Raw genomic sequence first — 16,357 nt, forward strand, 5'->3', positions numbered from 1 at the left:
CGGGCTTGAAACGACGGCCACGATCGTCTATATCAGCTTCAAATTCTTGGTCAGTATGACGAAGAGTGGGTCCACCCGGTCCCGCTCTTTTTTATTACCTGCCGGCCAAGCAGGAATCGAACGACAGGGACCGAATGACAGTGACGGCAAGCGAAGGCGACGACCGCATCATCCGCGAAAGCGGCATCGATGCGCGCATCGCGCTGATCGTTCAGCCGGTACTGCGCGCCATCGGTTTCCGCTTGGTACGTGTGCATCTGTCGGGCCAGAACGGGCTGACGCTGCAGATCATGGCCGAGCGCGAGGACGGCACGATGACTGTCGAGGATTGTGAAGAGGTCAGCCGGGCAGTATCGCCGGCGCTCGATGTCGATGATCCGATCGAGAAGGCTTATCATCTCGAAGTGTCGTCGCCGGGCATCGACAGGCCGCTGGTCCGCAAATCGGACTTTGCAGCCTGGACCGGCCATCTGGTGAAGATGGAAACGTCGGTTCTCGTCGCCGACCGCAAGCGCTTCAAGGGCAAGATCGCCGAAAGCGACGCGGACGGTGTGCTGATCGAGCGCGACAAGGCCGCTTACGGCGAGGAGCCGACGGTGCGTGTTCCCTACGATGCGATTGCCGAAGCGCGGCTGGTTCTGACCGATGATCTTATCCGCGATGCGCTGTCGAAGGATAACCGGGCGCGCAAGGAAGCCAGAAAACGCCGCGGCGAACCCGAAGACGCACCAGAGGGTGCGGAAGACGAAACCGAACAGGAAATGTGATTGGGCTGCCGGCCGTAAGGTCGGCAACAAGCTCGGGAGAAAGAAGATGGTTGTAAGCGCCAACAGGCTTGAACTGCTGCAGATCGCCGATGCGGTCGCGCGTGAAAAGTCGATCGACAAGTCGATCGTCATCGCCGCTATGGCCGATGCGATCCAGAAGGCCGCGCGCTCGCGCTACGGCCAGGAAACCAATATCCGGGCCGATATCAATCCGAATACCGGCGAGATGAAGCTGCAGCGGCTGATGGAAGTGGTCGAGAAGGTCGACGACTACGCGACGCAGATTGCCATTTCCTCGGCGCGCGAGCGCAATCCGGACGCCCAGCTCGGCGATTTCATCGCCGAACAGCTGCCGCCGATGGATTTCGGCCGCATCGCCGCCCAGTCGGCCAAGCAGGTCATCGTGCAGAAGGTGCGCGAGGCCGAGCGCGACCGGCAATATGACGAGTACAAGGACCGTATCGGCGAGATCGTCAACGGCACCGTCAAGCGTGTCGAATACGGCAACGTCATCGTCGATCTCGGCCGCGGCGAGGCGATTATCCGCCGGGACGAGCTGATCCCGCGCGAAAACTATAAATATGGCGATCGCGTCCGCGCCTACGTCTATGACGTGCGCCGCGAACAACGCGGCCCGCAGATATTCCTGTCGCGCACCCATCCGCAGTTCATGGCGAAACTGTTCACCATGGAAGTGCCGGAAATCTACGACGGTATCATCGAGATCAAGTCGGTCGCCCGCGATCCGGGTTCGCGCGCCAAGATCGCTGTCATCTCCCGTGACAGCTCCATCGATCCGGTCGGTGCCTGCGTCGGCATGCGCGGCAGCCGCGTCCAGGCGGTCGTCGGCGAATTGCAGGGCGAGAAGATCGACATCATTCCGTGGTCGCCCTCGGCCGCGTCCTTCATCGTCAATGCATTGCAGCCGGCGGAAGTCGCCAAGGTCGTGCTCGACGAGGATGCCGAGCGCATCGAGGTCGTCGTCCCCGACGACCAGCTGTCGCTGGCCATCGGTCGCCGCGGCCAGAACGTCCGTCTTGCCTCGCAGCTCACCGGCTGGGATATCGACATCCTGACCGAGCAGGAAGAGAGCGAACGGCGCCAGAAGGAATTCGTTGAACGGTCGTCGCTGTTCATGGAAGCCCTCGACGTCGACGAGATGGTCGGCCAGGTGCTCGCTTCCGAAGGCTTCACCAGCGTCGAGGAGGTCGCGTATGTCGATTCCGGCGAAATCGCGTCGATCGACGGCTTCGACGAGGACACGGCTTCGGAGATCCAGACCCGCGCCCGCGAATATCTGGAGAAGATCGAAGCCGAGCATGACGAGAAGCGCAAGGCGCTCGGCGTTAAGGACGAGCTGCGCGAGATTCCCGGCATCACCACCGCCATGATGGTGACGCTCGGCGAGGACGGCGTGAAGACGATCGAGGATTTCGCCGGCTACGCCGCCGACGACCTGACCGGCTGGAAGGAACGCAAGGACGGCGAGACGAAGGTATTCCCGGGTGTGCTCGCCAACCACGGCGTGTCGCGCGCCGATGCCGAGCAAATGGTCTTGGCCGCTCGCCTGAAGGCTGGCTGGATCACCGAAGACGAGCTTGCCGCCGAGGGCGTGCCGGCTGACGAAACCGTCGGTGCGTGAGGTGAAACCGCATCGCACCGAACCCGCCCTTGGACGAGATGAACGATCGCACCTGCATCGTCACCCGCAGGCAAGCCGAACCGGATGAGCTGATCCGTTTCGTCGTCGGCCCGGATTCGGCCGTCGTTCCGGACATCAAGAGAAACCTGCCCGGCCGCGGTTGCTGGGTGACCGCCGACCGCCTACATATAGACAAGGCAGCGGCGAAAAACCTGTTTGCCCGTGCTTTTAAGGCGCAGGTGACCGTGCCAGCCGATCTTGGCGGCATGGTCGACGCGCTGCTTTCCAGGTCCGCTCTGGGCATGCTTGGCCTGGCCCGCAAGGCGGGCGCCATAGCGCTCGGAGCGACCAAGGTCGAGAGCGCCGTGCGCGGCGGACTTGCACTTTTCGTGCTCCACGCGACCGAGGCTTCCGACGATGGCGTCCGCAAGATAAGCCAGGCGCGACGGGCAACCGTCCACCTCGGCGGGCCTGCGATCCGCGCTTACAAACTTTTCTCCGAGGCCGAGTTGAGCTTGGCATTGGGGGGTACAAATGTGATACATGCTGCCGTTCTCGCGGGAGACGCGGGCAGGGCGGTCCAGAAGCGCATGGTTGCGCTCGACCGATATCGGGGCGGTTCCCCGGACGATCTGGCAATGCTTGCGGCCGTTGCTGACGAAGATGATGCCGCAGAGGATATGGAATGAGCGATACGAAATCGGGCGACGACAAGACGCTGAGTGTTACGCCGAAGAAGACCTTGACGCTGAAGCGCCCCGGTATGGAACAGGGCACGGTGCGCCAGAACTTCTCGCACGGCCGCACCAAATCGGTGGTTGTCGAGACCAAGAAGCGCAAGTTCTCGCTGCCCGGCGACAAGCCGGAGCCGGCGGCAGCGCCTGTGTCCGTCTTCACGCCGAAGCCGGTCGCGGCAGCGCCTGCCGTGCAGGAAGCCCCCAAGGCGCCGCCGCCTCCGCCGCCGGTCGAACGCGGCGGCATGGTGCTGAACGAGTTGTCGCGCCAGGAAATGGAAGCACGCCGCCGGGCTCTCGAGGGCTCGAAGGTCCGTGACGTCGAGGATCGCCAACGCGCCATCGAGGAGGCCAAGCGCCGCAGCGAGGACGAGGAGCGCCGCCGCCGCGAGCGCGAGGAATCGGCTCGCCGTCAGGCCGAGGAAGAGGCACGGCTGCAAGCCGAGGCTGAATCCCGCCGCCGTGCCGAGGAAGAGGCACGCCGCCGTGCGCCGCTGGCCGCCGAACTGGCGACAGTCGATGACGAGGAAGAGGTCAAGCCGAAGCGGACCGGTGCCGGCGCACCAGTGCGCCGTCTGGTCACGCCCGAAGTGGCGCGTCCGGCCAAACCGACCAAGGGCGAGGAAGACCGCCGCCGCGGCAAGCTGACGCTGAATTCGGCGCTTTCCGACGAGGATGCGCGCGCCCGCTCGCTGTCGTCGATGCGCCGCCGTCAGGAGAAATTCAAGCGCGCGTTGCATAATGAGCCACGCGAGAAAGTCATGCGTGAAGTGATCCTGCCCGAAACCATCACCATCCAGGAGCTGGCGCAGCGCATGTCCGAGCGCGCTGTCGACGTGGTCAAGTTCTTCATGAAGCAGGGCCAGATCCTGAAGCCTGGCGACGTCATCGACGCCGACACGGCCGAACTCGTCGCGACCGAATTTGGCCACACGGTCCGCCGCGTCGCCGAGTCCGACATCGAAGAGGGCTTGTTCAACATCGCCGATCGTCCCGAGGACCTGCAGCCGCGTCCGCCGGTGGTAACCATCATGGGCCATGTCGATCACGGCAAGACCTCGTTGCTCGATGCCATCCGAAATGCCAACGTGGTGTCCGGCGAAGCCGGTGGCATTACGCAGCATATCGGCGCCTATCAGGTCGAGAAGAACGGTAACAAGATTACCTTCATCGACACGCCCGGCCACGCCGCCTTCACGGCGATGCGTGCCCGCGGTGCCCAGGCGACCGATATCGCCATCCTGGTGGTGGCGGCCGACGACAGCGTGATGCCGCAGACGATCGAATCGATCAACCACGCCAAGGCGGCCGGCGTTCCGATCATCGTGGCGATCAACAAGATCGACAAGCACGACGCCGACCCGCAGAAGGTGCGCTCGGAACTGCTGCGCCATGAGGTGTTCGTCGAATCCATGGGCGGCGAGGTGCTGGATGTCGAGGTGTCGGCGACCAAGGGCATCAATCTCGACAAGTTGCTCGAAGCGATCCTGCTGCAGGCCGAAATCCTCGACCTGAAGGCCAATCCGGACCGCACCGCCGAAGGCGTTGTCATCGAAGCCCAGCTCGACAAGGGCCGCGGCCCAGTCGCAACCGTGCTGGTGCAGACCGGCACGCTGATGCCGGGCGACATTCTCGTCGCCGGCAACGAGTGGGGCCGGGTGCGCGCGCTGGTCAACGATCGCGGCGATCAGGTCAAGGAAGCGCCGCCGGCAATGCCGGTGGAAGTCCTCGGTCTGCAAGGTACGCCGCTGGCCGGCGACCGCTTCGCCGTTGTCAACAACGAAGCCCGCGCCCGCGAGATCACCGAATATCGCCAACGTCTGGCGCGCGAGAAGGCGGTGGCCAGGCATGCCGGCCAGCGCGGCTCGCTTGAACAGATGATGTCGCAATTGCAGACCAGCGGATTGAAGGAATTCCCGCTGGTCATCAAGGGCGACGTGCAGGGCTCGATCGAGGCGATCAACGCGGCGCTCGACAATCTCGGCACCGACGAGGTGCGCGCCCGCATCGTCCATGCGGGCGCCGGCGGCATCACCGAAAGCGACGTGTCGCTGGCGGAGACCTCGGGGGCTGCGATCATCGGCTTCAACGTTCGTGCCAATGTGCAGGCGCGTGCGGCCGCGGCTGCGGCAGGCATCGAGATCCGCTACTATTCGATCATCTACAATCTCGTCGATGACGTTAAGGCGGCGCTCTCCGGCCTGCTATCACCGGAGCGTCGCGAGACCTTCATCGGCAATGCCGAGATCCTCGAGATCTTCGACATCACCAAGGTCGGCAAGATCGCCGGCTGCCGTGTCACCGAAGGCAAGGTCGAGCGGGGTGCGGGCGTGCGCCTGATCCGCGACAACGTCGTCATCCACGAAGGCACGCTGAAGACCCTGAAGCGCTTCAAGGACGAGGTTTCGGAAGTTCCGGGCGGTCAGGAATGCGGCATGGCCTTCCAGAACTACGAGGACATGCGCGTCGGTGACGTCATCGAGTGCTTCCGCGTCGAGATGGTAACCAGGACGCTCTGAGTTCGAGCGTCTTGAGTTCGAGCATCTATTGAGACCGGGCGGTGGTCGAAAGGCCGCCGCCCAAACCATATGAGACATGCGGCGCGGTTCCATCCCGCGCTTCACGATTTCAGGACCGAGGAAAATGCCCCGTTCGACCCCGTCAGGCCCATCCCAGCGCATGCTGCGCGTCGGCGAGCAGGTGCGCCATGCGCTATCCGAAACCTTGCAGCGCGGCGAGATCCTCGATCCGCTGATCGAGAACACAGTGGTCTCGGTCTCCGAAGTGCGCATGTCGCCCGATCTGAAGATCGCCACCGCCTTCGTCTCGCCGCTCGGCGCCAAGGATGCCGGTGCGGTGGTCGAAGCGCTCAACAAGCATGCGAAGTTCGTCCGCGGCCGCGTCTCCGGCGCCCTTCGGCAGATGAAGTACATGCCGGAATTCCGCTTCCGGCTCGATACCAGCTACGACAATTTCCAGAAGATCAACGAATTGCTGCACTCGCCCGAAGTGGCGCGCGATCTCAGCGCCGACGACAAAGACAAAGACGACCGGAAGGATAGCGAATAGTGGCGCGCCGCGGCAAGAAGAAGGGCCGGCCGATCTCGGGCTGGCTGGTACTGGACAAGCCGGTCGGCATGGGCTCGACCGAAGCCGTCTCCAAGATCAAATGGCTGTTCCAGGCGGAAAAGGCCGGCCATGCCGGCACGCTCGACCCGCTGGCGTCGGGCATGCTGCCGATCGCGCTTGGCGAGGCGACGAAGACTGTGCCTTACGTCCAGGACGGCGCCAAGGTCTACCGCTTCACCGTTGCCTGGGGCGAGGAGCGTTCGACCGACGACCTCGAAGGCGCGGCGACCAAAAGCTCAGACCTCCGTCCGGCGGAATCCGAAGTGCTGGCGCTGCTTTCGAAATATACCGGCGTGATCATGCAGACACCGCCGCAATTCTCAGCGATCAAGATCGCCGGCGAGCGCGCCTACGACCTTGCCCGCGACGGCGAGACGGTCGACATTCCGGCACGCGAGGTCGAGATCGGCCGGCTCGACCTGGTCGAGCACATGGCCGATCGCACCATCTTCGAGGTCGAATGCGGCAAGGGCACCTATGTCCGCTCGCTGGCGCGCGACATGGGGCGCGACCTTGGCTGTTTTGGTCACATCGCCGAGCTGCGGCGGGTCGAGGTCGAGCCGTTCACGCAGGAAGATTTCGTCACCTTGGCCGAGCTGGAGGCCGCCCGCTTCGGCGAACAGAGCGAGGACGCTTCGCAAGCAGCGGACGCGCCGATCGACTTCGGTGCCATCGATGCACTTCTGGTCGACACCGCCGCGGCGCTCGAATGCTTGCCGCAGGTTGCGATCAGCGACGATGCGGCAACCAAAATCCGCCTCGGCAATCCGGTCATCATTCGCGGCCGTGACGCGCCGGTAGAAGCTGAGGAGGCCTGCGCCACCGCGCGCGGCAAGCTGGTCGCCATCGGCGCCATCGAGCAAGGCATGTTCAAGCCAAAGCGGGTCTTTGTCGGGTAACAGCTGTCGCCCGGCGCATGATCTCCAAACCGGATTCTATTTTGGGAAAGGATCATGCGCTAAATCAACAGGGCTACGGCGTCGTTTGTCGTCCGAAAGGATGCGCTGTGCTGTAGTGCCGTTCGACGCTGCACTCGAGGGGGCACATGGCAAAGGCTGACACGGTCAACAAGCGAGCGGCGCTCAAAACACGGCGGCCACCGGTCGGGGCTTCGCCGGGCACGCTGATCGCCGACCCGGCGGCGCGCCGCTCCGAGCTCAGGCTGACATTGATCTCGCCTGAGAAGTTCAAGACGATCGACAATGCCAGCATCGACGACGTCAACACCCATTGCCACAATTGGCCGATCATCTGGCTCGACTGCACAGGCCTCGCCAACATCCAGCTGATCGAGGAGATCGGCGGGATCTTCAACCTGCATCCGCTGGCGCTGGAAGATGTCGTCAACACCGGTCAGCGGCCCAAGGTGGATTTCTTCGAGGACCATGCCTTTGTCGTCGTCAGGATGATCGACGATGTCACCGCCCATCGTTACGAACAGATCGCCGTCTTCTTCGGCAAGAACTTCGTCGTCACCTTCCAGGAGCGCGAAGGCGACCCATTCGATCCCGTGCGCAAGCGGATCGCGAGCTCGGTGCCCAACCGCTTGCGCTCGCGCGGCGCCGACTATCTCGCCTATGCTTTGATCGACGCCATCGTCGACAGCTATTTCCCGCCGATCGAGGCTGCCGGCGAATTGGTCGACAGCATCGAGGACCAGATGCTGAACCAGGCGCACAAGCACCAGATGCGGCAGCTTCACGAATTGCGGCGCGACGCCAATGTGCTGAAGGGCGTGCTTTGGCCGATGCGCGACGCGCTGGCGACCATGATCCGCAACGACGTCTCTTATGTGAAGGCCGAAACCAAATTATTCCTGAACGACACGCTGGATCATTCGCTGCGATTGATCGAACTGGTCGAAACCCAGCGCGATATGCTGACCGGCCTGATCGAGATGCACCTGTCGCTCAGCCAGGCGCGCACCAACGACGTCATCAGCTATTTGACCATCGTCTCGGTGATCTTCATGCCGCTCACCTTTCTCGTCGGCGTATGGGGCATGAATTTCGACCCCGACACCTCGCCCTGGAACATGCCGGAGCTGAAAGCCTATTACGGCTATCCCCTGTCGCTCGTCTTCATGGCGATTGTTGCGGTCGGGCTCTACGCATACTTCAAATGGAAGAAATGGCTCTGACCATGCGGAAGTGCCCGTTTATGCAGCAAAAAGCCGGCTTGTGAATTGGGCTGGCCTTTTTGTCGGAATTGCACTATATGCGCCGCAGCTTCGCGCTTTGACGCGTTGCTTGCATCGGCCCCTGCTGGACGACATCCCGGCTGAGGGCGTCCCGTTTCCTCAAACAGACAAGGAAAAACACGATGTCGATTACTGCCGAACGCAAGAAGGAATTGATGGGCGAATTCGCAACCGCCAAGGGCGATACCGGGTCTCCGGAAGTCCAGGTGGCCATCCTTTCCGAGCGCATCAAGAACCTGACCGATCATTTCAAGGACCACAAGAAGGATAACCATTCCCGCCGTGGCCTGCTCGCTCTCGTTTCCCAGCGCCGCAGCCTGCTTGATTATCTCAAGCGCAAGGACGACGCGCGCTATCAGACGCTGATCGAGAAGCTCGGTCTGCGCCGTTGACGAATTGACCGGCGGGTTCTTTCGAGAGCCCGCCGGTCGCGCATTGGAGCATCGGATCATCCAAGGCTCCAATGAAGAAAGCAGAGCGCCGCGCACCGGTTTGGATGCGCAAAGGACGCTCTGAAGTTTTAGATTTGCGCAGGATACTTTCCGAAAACCTGGTTTTCGGGTTCACGCGCAAGGCCAGTCGGATCGATTGGCCAACCCGGTTTCGAAACAGCAGAGGGCCACTCGAAACCGCCCATGGACGGTCATGGGGCAGGATTGCAGGACGCTCGCGCGGCAAATGCGCCGAATAGCCGAGCTTCCCGTTGTCTTGCCCGTGGCTGCCCGAGAAAGGAAGCCAAGGGAAAGGGGCATCCGCGCACGCTGCAACGGCGCGGCCCTTTCCGCATACGAAGGACAAGATATGTTCAATTACCACAAAGTGGAAATCGAATGGGGCGGCCGTCCGCTCATTCTCGAAACCGGCAAGATCGCACGTCAGGCTGACGGCGCGGTGCTGGCCACCTATGGCGAAACCAAGGTTCTCGCCACCGTCGTCTCGATGAAAGAGCCGAAGCCCGGCCTCGATTTCTTTCCCCTGACGGTCAACTACCAGGAAAAGACTTACGCCGCCGGCAAGATCCCGGGTGGCTATTTCAAGCGTGAAGGCCGTCCGAGCGAGAAGGAAACGCTGGTTTCCCGCCTGATTGACCGCCCGATCCGCCCGCTCTTCGCCGAAGGCTACAAGAACGACACCCAGATCGTTGTCACCGTCGTCCAGCACGATCTCGAAAATGATCCGGACATCCTGTCGATCGTCGCCACCTCCGCCGCACTGACCTTGTCCGGCGTGCCGTTCATGGGCCCGGTTGGTGGCGCCCGCGTTGGCTACATTAACGGCGAATACGTGCTCAACCCGCATGTCGACGAGATGCAGGAATCGAAGCTCGACCTGGTCGTCGCCGGCACCGCCGACGCCGTGCTGATGGTCGAGTCCGAAGCCAAGGAACTCGGCGAGGATCTGATGCTCGGCGCCGTCATGTTCGGCCACAGGGGCTTCCAGCCGGTGATCGACGCGATCATCAAGCTGGCCGAAGTCGCCGCCAAGGACCCGCGCGATTTCACCGCGCCGGACTATTCCGCGCTTGAAGCCGAGATGCTCAAGATCGTCGAAGGCGAGCTTCGCGATGCCTACAAGATCACCGACAAGCAGAAGCGCTATGCCGCCGTCGACGCCGTCAAGGCGAAGGTCAAGGCCGCGTTTGCGCCGGCAGAAGGCGAAGAGGCCAAATACACGTCCGAACAGATCGGCACCGTGTTCAAGGAACTCCAGGCCAAGGTCGTGCGCTGGAACATCCTCGACACCGGCTCGCGCATCGACGGCCGCGACCTGAAGACGGTCCGCAAGATCGTCTCGGAAGTCGGCGTCCTGCCGCGCACACACGGCTCGGCGCTGTTCACTCGCGGCGAGACCCAGGCGCTGGTCGTCGCCACGCTCGGCACCGGCGAGGACGAGCAGTATGTCGATTCGCTGACCGGCATGTACAAGGAGAAGTTCCTCCTGCACTACAATTTCCCTCCCTATTCGGTCGGTGAAACGGGCCGTATGGGTTCGCCCGGCCGCCGCGAAATCGGCCACGGCAAGCTCGCCTGGCGCGCCATCCGGCCGATGCTGCCGACCGCCGATCAGTTCCCCTATACGTTGCGCGTCGTTTCGGAGATCACCGAGTCCAACGGCTCGTCCTCGATGGCTACCGTCTGCGGCACCTCGCTGGCGCTGATGGATGCCGGTGTGCCGCTGGCCAAGCCGGTCGCCGGCATTGCGATGGGCCTGATCAAGGAAGGCGAGCGCTTCGCCGTGCTCTCCGATATCCTCGGCGACGAGGACCACCTCGGCGACATGGATTTCAAGGTTGCCGGCACCGCCTACGGCATCACCTCGCTGCAGATGGACATCAAGATCGAGGGCATCACCGAGGAGATCATGAAGATCGCCCTCGACCAGGCCAAGGATGGCCGTCAGCACATTCTCGGCGAAATGGCCCATGCGCTGTCCGGCGCGCGTGCCGAGCTCGGCGAGTTCGCGCCGCGCATCGAGGTCATGCACATCCCGACCGACAAGATCCGCGACGTGATCGGCTCGGGCGGCAAGGTCATCCGCGAGATCGTCGAAAAGACCGGCGCCAAGATCAACATCGAGGATGACGGCACGGTCAAGATCGCTTCGGCCAACGCCAAGGAAATCGAGGCGGCGAAGAAGTGGATCCACACCATCGTCGCCGAGCCGGAAGTCGGTGAAATCTACGAAGGCACGGTCGTCAAGACCGCCGACTTCGGCGCTTTCGTCAACTTCTTCGGTCCGCGTGACGGCCTCGTCCACATCTCGCAGCTCGCCAATGATCGCGTCGCCAAGACCTCCGATGTGGTCAAGGAAGGCGACAAGGTCTGGGTCAAGCTGATGGGCTTCGACGAGCGCGGCAAGGTCCGCCTGTCGATGAAGGTCGTCGACCAGGCCACCGGCAAGGAAATCGCCCGCGATAAGAAGAGCGAAGGCGAAGAAAACGCCGCCTAAGCGGGGTTGCGTTCCGTCGAACGCATAAAGCAATCGAAGCGGGCGCGCCGGAAGGTCGCGCCCGTTTGCATTTCAACAACAGCCTTGCAGTTCAAGAGTGGTGAATGTCCGCCGAGCCGCTGAAGACGCTTTTCCATCCTTTCGAGGCCGGGACCGTTTCCCTGCCGCGAAAGGATGAACGTATTCTTTTTCTCGGTGCCGAGCCCGGCTTTCGCTTGCTCGAAGGCTTCGATGCCAAGCTTCATCTCGTCCAAGGCTTCAGGCCGCATTTTCGCGCCTTGCAGGCGTCCGGCTTCACCGTCACGCCGCAAGTGGAAGGCAAGGCTTTCGACGCGGCGCTAGTGCTCGCTGGCCGCCATCGCGGACAAAACGAGTTGCGCGTCGCAGAAGCGATCGAGCACGTGGCATCAGGCGGGTTGATCGTCGTCGCCGGCGGTAAGGACGATGGTATCGCCAGCCTGCGCAAGCATGTCGGCGCCCTTGTGCCGCCCGAAGGCCACCTGCCGAAGCATCACGGCATTGCCTTCTGGTTTCGCCGGCCGGCCGATACCGTTGCCGCGGCAACGCTTCGCGCCGCCAATCCGGACTTGGTGGTCGAGGACCGCTTCCGCACGGCCCCAGGCATGTTTTCGTTCGACAAGATCGATGCCGGATCGAAGCTGCTGGTCGAAAATCTGCCCAACGATCTGCGTGGCAGCGTTGCGGATTTCTGTGCCGGTTGGGGCTATGTCGCCGCCGAAGTCGCCGCCCGCTCACCCGGCATATCGGCGCTTGACCTTTACGAAGCGGATTTCGAGGCGCTGGAGGCGGCGAAGGTCAATGTCGGCAACACAGGCCTGGAGCCACGTTTCTTCTGGATAGATCTTTTGAGCGAGCCGGTCGAGCACCGCTACGATGTGATCGCCATGAACCCGCCCTTTCACCGCAGCCGGGCGACTGAGCCCGAAATCGGTGCCGGCATGATCCGCGCGGCAGGCAAGGCGCTGAAGCCGGGCGGCCGGCTGTTCATGGTGGCGAACCGTCAGCTTCCCTACGAACCGGTGCTGGCGGCCGCCTTCTCCAGCCATGCGGAGCTCGCCCGCGACGGCATGTTCAAGGTCTTCTCGGCGCGACGCTGAAACGCTGCGGGGCAAGCCGGCGACACGTCGCTCGCGCTATTCCCGCCCGCCGTCGGTCTGCTTCAACTCGTCAAGCGTCGGCATGGACACGATGTGATAGCCGGAATCGACATAGTGGATTTCGCCGGTGACGCCGGAGGACAGATCGGACAGCAGATAGAGCGCTGAGCCGCCGACTTCGTCGATTGTCACCGTGCGGCGTAGCGGCGAGTTGCGCTGCTGGTAGGAGAACATGTGGCGTGCGTCGGAAATCCCGGCGCCGGCAAGCGTCCGCACCGGTCCAGCCGATATGCCGTTCACCCTGATGCCGCGCGGGCCGTAGTCGTTGGCTAGATAGCGGACGCTGGCCTCCAGCCCGGCCTTGGCGACGCCCATGACGTTGTAGTTCGGCATGACGCGGACCGAACCGGCATAGGTCAGCGTGATCATCGAACCGCTATCCTTCATCAACGTGGCGGCGTGACGGGCGACCTCGGTGAAGGAGTAGCAGGAGATCACCATGGTGCGGATGAAGTTGTCGCGGCTGGTGTCGGCGTAGAGGCCTTTCAGCTCGTTCTTGTCGGAAAAGCCGATGGCATGGACGACGAAATCCAGCCCGCCCCACGCCTTGCCCAAAGTCTCGAAAGTCGCGGCGACCGATGCGCTGTCCTCGACGTCGCAAGGCACCACCAGCGATGCGCCCAGTTTCTCGGCGAGCGGCTTGACGCGGCGCCCGAAGGCCTCACCCTGATAGGTGAAGGCGAGATCCGCGCCATGTTCGGACAGTTTGCGGGCGATGCCCCAGGCGATCGAATGATCGTTGGCGACGCCCATGACAAGCCCGCGCTTGCCCTTCATCAATCCGTCCATGGTCGGCAAATCCTTATGCGGAATAGCGCTGGAAAATCAGCGTAGCGTTGGTGCCACCGAAACCGAACGAATTGGACAAAACGGTGTCGATCCTGGCTTCGTCGATGCGCTTGCGCACGATCGGCATGCCTTCGAATTCCGGATCGAGGTTTTCAATGTGGGCGCTCTCGCCGATAAAGCCGCCTTGCATCATCAGGATCGAGTAGATCGATTCCTGCACGCCGGCCGCACCCAGCGAATGACCGGTCAGCGATTTGGTCGACGTGATGAAAGGCATCTTCTCGCCGAACACCTCGCGGATGGCGCCCATTTCCTTGGAGTCGCCGACCGGCGTCGAAGTGCCGTGCGTATTGATATAGTCGACCGGCGAGGACACCGTTGCGAGCGCCTGCTTCATGCAGCGAGCCGCGCCTTCGCCCGACGGCGCCACCATGTCGTAGCCGTCGGAGGTGGCGCCATAGCCGACGATCTCGGCATAGATCTTGGCGCCGCGTGCCTTGGCATGTTCGAGCTCTTCAAGAATCAGCACGCCGGCGCCGCCGGCAATGACGAAACCGTCGCGATCGACGTCGTAGGCGCGCGAGGCGACTGATGCCCTGTCGTTGAACTTGGACGACATGGCGCCCATGGCATCGAACAGATCCGACATCGTCCAGTCGAGATCCTCATGACCGCCGGCGAAGACGATGTCCTGCTTCCCCCACTGGATCAGCTCGTAGCCATTGCCGATGCAATGCGCTGACGTCGAGCAGGCCGATGAGATCGAATAGTTGACGCCGTGGATCTTGAACCAAGTGGCAAGCGTCGCTGAAGCGGTCGACGACATCGCTTTTGGCACCGCGAACGGGCCGATCCGCTTGGGGCTGCCGTTTTTGATCGTCGTCTCGGCCGCTTCGACGATTGCACGGGTCGACGGTCCGCCGGAGCCCATTACGATGCCGGTGCGCTCGTTGGTGATGTCGGTCTCGTCGAGGCCGGCGTCTGCGATCGCCTGGTCCATCGCGACATGGTTCCAAGCAGCACCTTGCGACAGGAAGCGCATGGCGCGACGGTCGATCATTCCCGACGGATCCAGCGTCGGCGCTCCCCACACCCGGCAACGGAAGCCATGCTCGGCGAAAGAGTCGGAAAAGCTGATGCCGGACCTGGCATCATGCAAGGAGGCCTGCACCTCGTTGGCATTGTTGCCGATCGACGACACGATGCCGAGACCTGTGACTACGACCCGTCTCATTCGCAACTCCTTCCAGCACGGACCTCCGAAACCTGATTAAGTTTCCGGAACGGAACCATGCGCAAATTAAAGTGCTACAGCGTCCTTTAGATGTCCAAGACGTGGCACTGTTGGTCTTCGCTCAGCCGGCGGCCGATTGCTTGGACAGACCGACCTTCAGATCCGTTGCCGCATATATGGGCTCGCCATCTGCCTTCAGCCAGCCATCGGCGATGCCAAGCACAAGCCGACCGCGCATCACTCGCTTGAAGTCGACGCCATACTCCACCTTCTTGACCGAAGGCGTGACCATGCCTTTGAATCTCACCTCACCTGTCGACAGCGCCATTCCCTTGCCTGGTTCGCCGAGCCATCCAAGGTAGAAACCCGTCAACTGCCACATGGCGTCCAGGCCCAGGCATCCCGGCATGATCGGATTGCCGATGAAATGGCAGGCGAAAAACCACAAATCCGGCTTGATATCGAATTCTGCGCGGATGAAACCCTTGTCGAACGCACCGCCGGTTTCGCTGATCTCGGTGATGCGGTCGAACATCAGCATCGGCGGATAGGGCAGTTGCGCATTTCCCGGTCCGAACAGCTCGCCGCGGGCGCAGGCAAGCAATTCCTCGTAACCGTAGCTGGATTTCGAACCCGCCATCAATCTCGTCCCCGTGATCGTCCCGGGCGATAGGCGCCCATGCTGGTGGTTTCCTAACACAATCTGTTTCAGGCCGGAAACCGGCGTTTGCGCTTAACCTGCCCGTCTGCCCGGGTCAATGCGCGCTATTGATCGCATTCGGCCGACAGAATATATGTCAGGACACGTCCAATTTCGGCAGATGCTCTATTTCTGCCATTTTGGACGTGTCTGAGACGGAACTGTGGGCGCGACGGATAGATGGATCTGGGTTGCCGGAAGGATAATGTCGCTGTGGACAAGCGGGTTCGCGAAGCCGGTCTGAGGCCGACACGCCAGCGTATCGCGCTGGCCGATCTGCTTTTCGCCAAGGGCGACCGCCACCTTTCGGCCGAGGAACTGCACGAGGAAGCGCTTGCCGCCGGCGTGCCGGTGTCTCTGGCCACCGTCTACAATGCTCTGCACCAGTTCACCCAGGCTGGCCTTTTGCGCATCCTTGCCGTCGAGGGATCGAAGACCTATTTCGACACCAACACCTCCGATCACCATCATTTCTATATCGAGGGCGAAAACAGGATCTTCGATATCGACAGCGGCCCGGTGACGGTTTCCAACCTGCCGGAACCGCCGGAAGGCATGGAGATCGCCAATGTCGATATCGTGGTGAGACTGCGTCCGAAACGCTGCGACTGACCGGGCGCCTTATGAATTTCCTGGATTTGACGCTCCGGCTCGAATGGGTCGCCGTCGCGGTGGCGGCTCTTGTCTTCTATGCAATGGCCGGTGCTTCCTGGTGGCTATTTGCAGTGCTCGTTCTGGCGCCCGACCTGTCGATCCTGGGTTACATGGCCGGGCCGCGCGTCGGGGCCGTCGCCTACAACACCTTGCACATACTGGTCTTGCCCGTTCTGCTGGCGCTTTTCGGCAGCGTCTTTGACAATGCATTGGCGACATCCGTTGCGCTGATCTGGATCGCCCACATCGCCATCGACCGCGCCCTGGGCTATGGCTTGAAGCTGTCGAGCAGTTTCCAGGATACCCATCTCGGCCGCATCGGCGGCTAGATCATCCCCGAATTGAAGAACAGCGAAACAAAATGCCGGATCCGGTGCTTGC

At 62.3% G+C, this 16,357-nt stretch carries 15 protein-coding genes; 12 read left to right on the top strand and 3 right to left on the bottom strand.

Annotated features, from left to right (window positions below; genetic code table 11):
* Positions 1 to 134: 134 nt before the first annotated feature.
* From rimP to NKH01_RS12690, 10 genes are all read left to right on the top strand, one after another.
* Positions 135 to 767, top strand: a complete 633-nt coding sequence (gene rimP, locus NKH01_RS12645; protein ID WP_023719564.1) for a ribosome maturation factor RimP — start codon at positions 135 to 137, stop codon at positions 765 to 767.
* Between the two features lie 46 nt (positions 768 to 813).
* The gene (gene nusA / locus NKH01_RS12650) at positions 814 to 2,409 is read left to right on the top strand and encodes a transcription termination factor NusA (protein ID WP_023719563.1); all 1,596 of its coding nucleotides are present in this window, start codon (positions 814 to 816) and stop codon (positions 2,407 to 2,409) included.
* 38 nt (positions 2,410 to 2,447) lie between these two features.
* A complete protein-coding gene (locus NKH01_RS12655; RefSeq protein WP_023719562.1) occupies positions 2,448 to 3,098 on the top strand; it encodes an RNA-binding protein in 651 nt (216 codons plus the stop codon).
* Positions 3,095 to 5,662 (top strand): translation initiation factor IF-2, encoded by a 2,568-nt coding sequence (gene infB, locus NKH01_RS12660; RefSeq protein ID WP_023719561.1) that lies wholly within the window; start codon positions 3,095 to 3,097, stop codon positions 5,660 to 5,662. Before NKH01_RS12655 ends, infB begins: the two co-directional genes overlap by 4 nt.
* Before the next feature lie 124 nt (positions 5,663 to 5,786).
* Positions 5,787 to 6,212, top strand: a complete 426-nt coding sequence (rbfA, locus tag NKH01_RS12665) for a 30S ribosome-binding factor RbfA (protein WP_292653998.1) — start codon at positions 5,787 to 5,789, stop codon at positions 6,210 to 6,212.
* Positions 6,212 to 7,171: a tRNA pseudouridine(55) synthase TruB gene (gene truB, locus NKH01_RS12670; protein WP_352716714.1), complete on the top strand. Its 960-nt coding sequence runs from the start codon at positions 6,212 to 6,214 to the stop codon at positions 7,169 to 7,171. Before rbfA ends, truB begins: the two co-directional genes overlap by 1 nt.
* Positions 7,172 to 7,317: 146 nt before the next feature.
* Complete coding sequence (gene corA / locus NKH01_RS12675; RefSeq protein ID WP_023719558.1) at positions 7,318 to 8,412, top strand: magnesium/cobalt transporter CorA; 1,095 nt, start codon at positions 7,318 to 7,320, stop codon at positions 8,410 to 8,412.
* A 113-nt stretch (positions 8,413 to 8,525) separates the two neighbouring features.
* Positions 8,526 to 8,864, top strand: coding sequence for a 30S ribosomal protein S15 (gene rpsO, locus NKH01_RS12680; RefSeq protein ID WP_502912619.1), 339 nt, complete (start codon positions 8,526 to 8,528; stop codon positions 8,862 to 8,864).
* A 409-nt stretch (positions 8,865 to 9,273) separates the two neighbouring features.
* Positions 9,274 to 11,421: a polyribonucleotide nucleotidyltransferase gene (gene pnp, locus NKH01_RS12685; RefSeq protein WP_023719557.1), complete on the top strand. Its 2,148-nt coding sequence runs from the start codon at positions 9,274 to 9,276 to the stop codon at positions 11,419 to 11,421.
* Between the two features lie 104 nt (positions 11,422 to 11,525).
* The gene (locus NKH01_RS12690) at positions 11,526 to 12,539 is read left to right on the top strand and encodes a class I SAM-dependent methyltransferase (protein WP_352483235.1); all 1,014 of its coding nucleotides are present in this window, start codon (positions 11,526 to 11,528) and stop codon (positions 12,537 to 12,539) included.
* Positions 12,540 to 12,575: 36 nt separating this feature from the next.
* Here NKH01_RS12690 and fabI read toward each other — a convergent pair whose 3' ends face one another.
* From fabI to fabA, 3 genes are all read right to left on the bottom strand, one after another.
* Positions 12,576 to 13,388, bottom strand: coding sequence for an enoyl-ACP reductase FabI (gene fabI, locus NKH01_RS12695; RefSeq protein ID WP_023719555.1), 813 nt, complete (start codon positions 13,386 to 13,388; stop codon positions 12,576 to 12,578).
* A gap of 13 nt (positions 13,389 to 13,401) precedes the next feature.
* The gene (fabB, locus tag NKH01_RS12700) at positions 13,402 to 14,622 is read right to left on the bottom strand and encodes a beta-ketoacyl-ACP synthase I (protein ID WP_353020356.1); all 1,221 of its coding nucleotides are present in this window, start codon (positions 14,620 to 14,622) and stop codon (positions 13,402 to 13,404) included.
* Positions 14,623 to 14,743: 121 nt separating this feature from the next.
* Positions 14,744 to 15,262 (bottom strand): 3-hydroxyacyl-[acyl-carrier-protein] dehydratase FabA, encoded by a 519-nt coding sequence (gene fabA / locus NKH01_RS12705; protein ID WP_352483234.1) that lies wholly within the window; start codon positions 15,260 to 15,262, stop codon positions 14,744 to 14,746.
* A 240-nt stretch (positions 15,263 to 15,502) separates the two neighbouring features.
* Here fabA and irrA point away from each other — a divergent pair, with 240 nt between their 5' ends.
* Together irrA and NKH01_RS12715 are read left to right on the top strand one after the other, a co-directional pair.
* Positions 15,503 to 15,934 carry an iron response transcriptional regulator IrrA gene (gene irrA / locus NKH01_RS12710; protein WP_023676913.1) on the top strand — a complete coding sequence of 144 codons (432 nt, stop codon included), beginning with the start codon at positions 15,503 to 15,505 and terminating at the stop codon, positions 15,932 to 15,934.
* A gap of 11 nt (positions 15,935 to 15,945) precedes the next feature.
* The gene (locus NKH01_RS12715) at positions 15,946 to 16,305 is read left to right on the top strand and encodes a DUF4260 domain-containing protein (protein ID WP_023719552.1); all 360 of its coding nucleotides are present in this window, start codon (positions 15,946 to 15,948) and stop codon (positions 16,303 to 16,305) included.
* Positions 16,306 to 16,357 lie beyond the last annotated feature (52 nt).

It is taken from the genome of Mesorhizobium sp. M1403 (assembly GCF_040317695.1).
GTDB lineage: Bacteria > Pseudomonadota > Alphaproteobacteria > Rhizobiales > Rhizobiaceae > Mesorhizobium.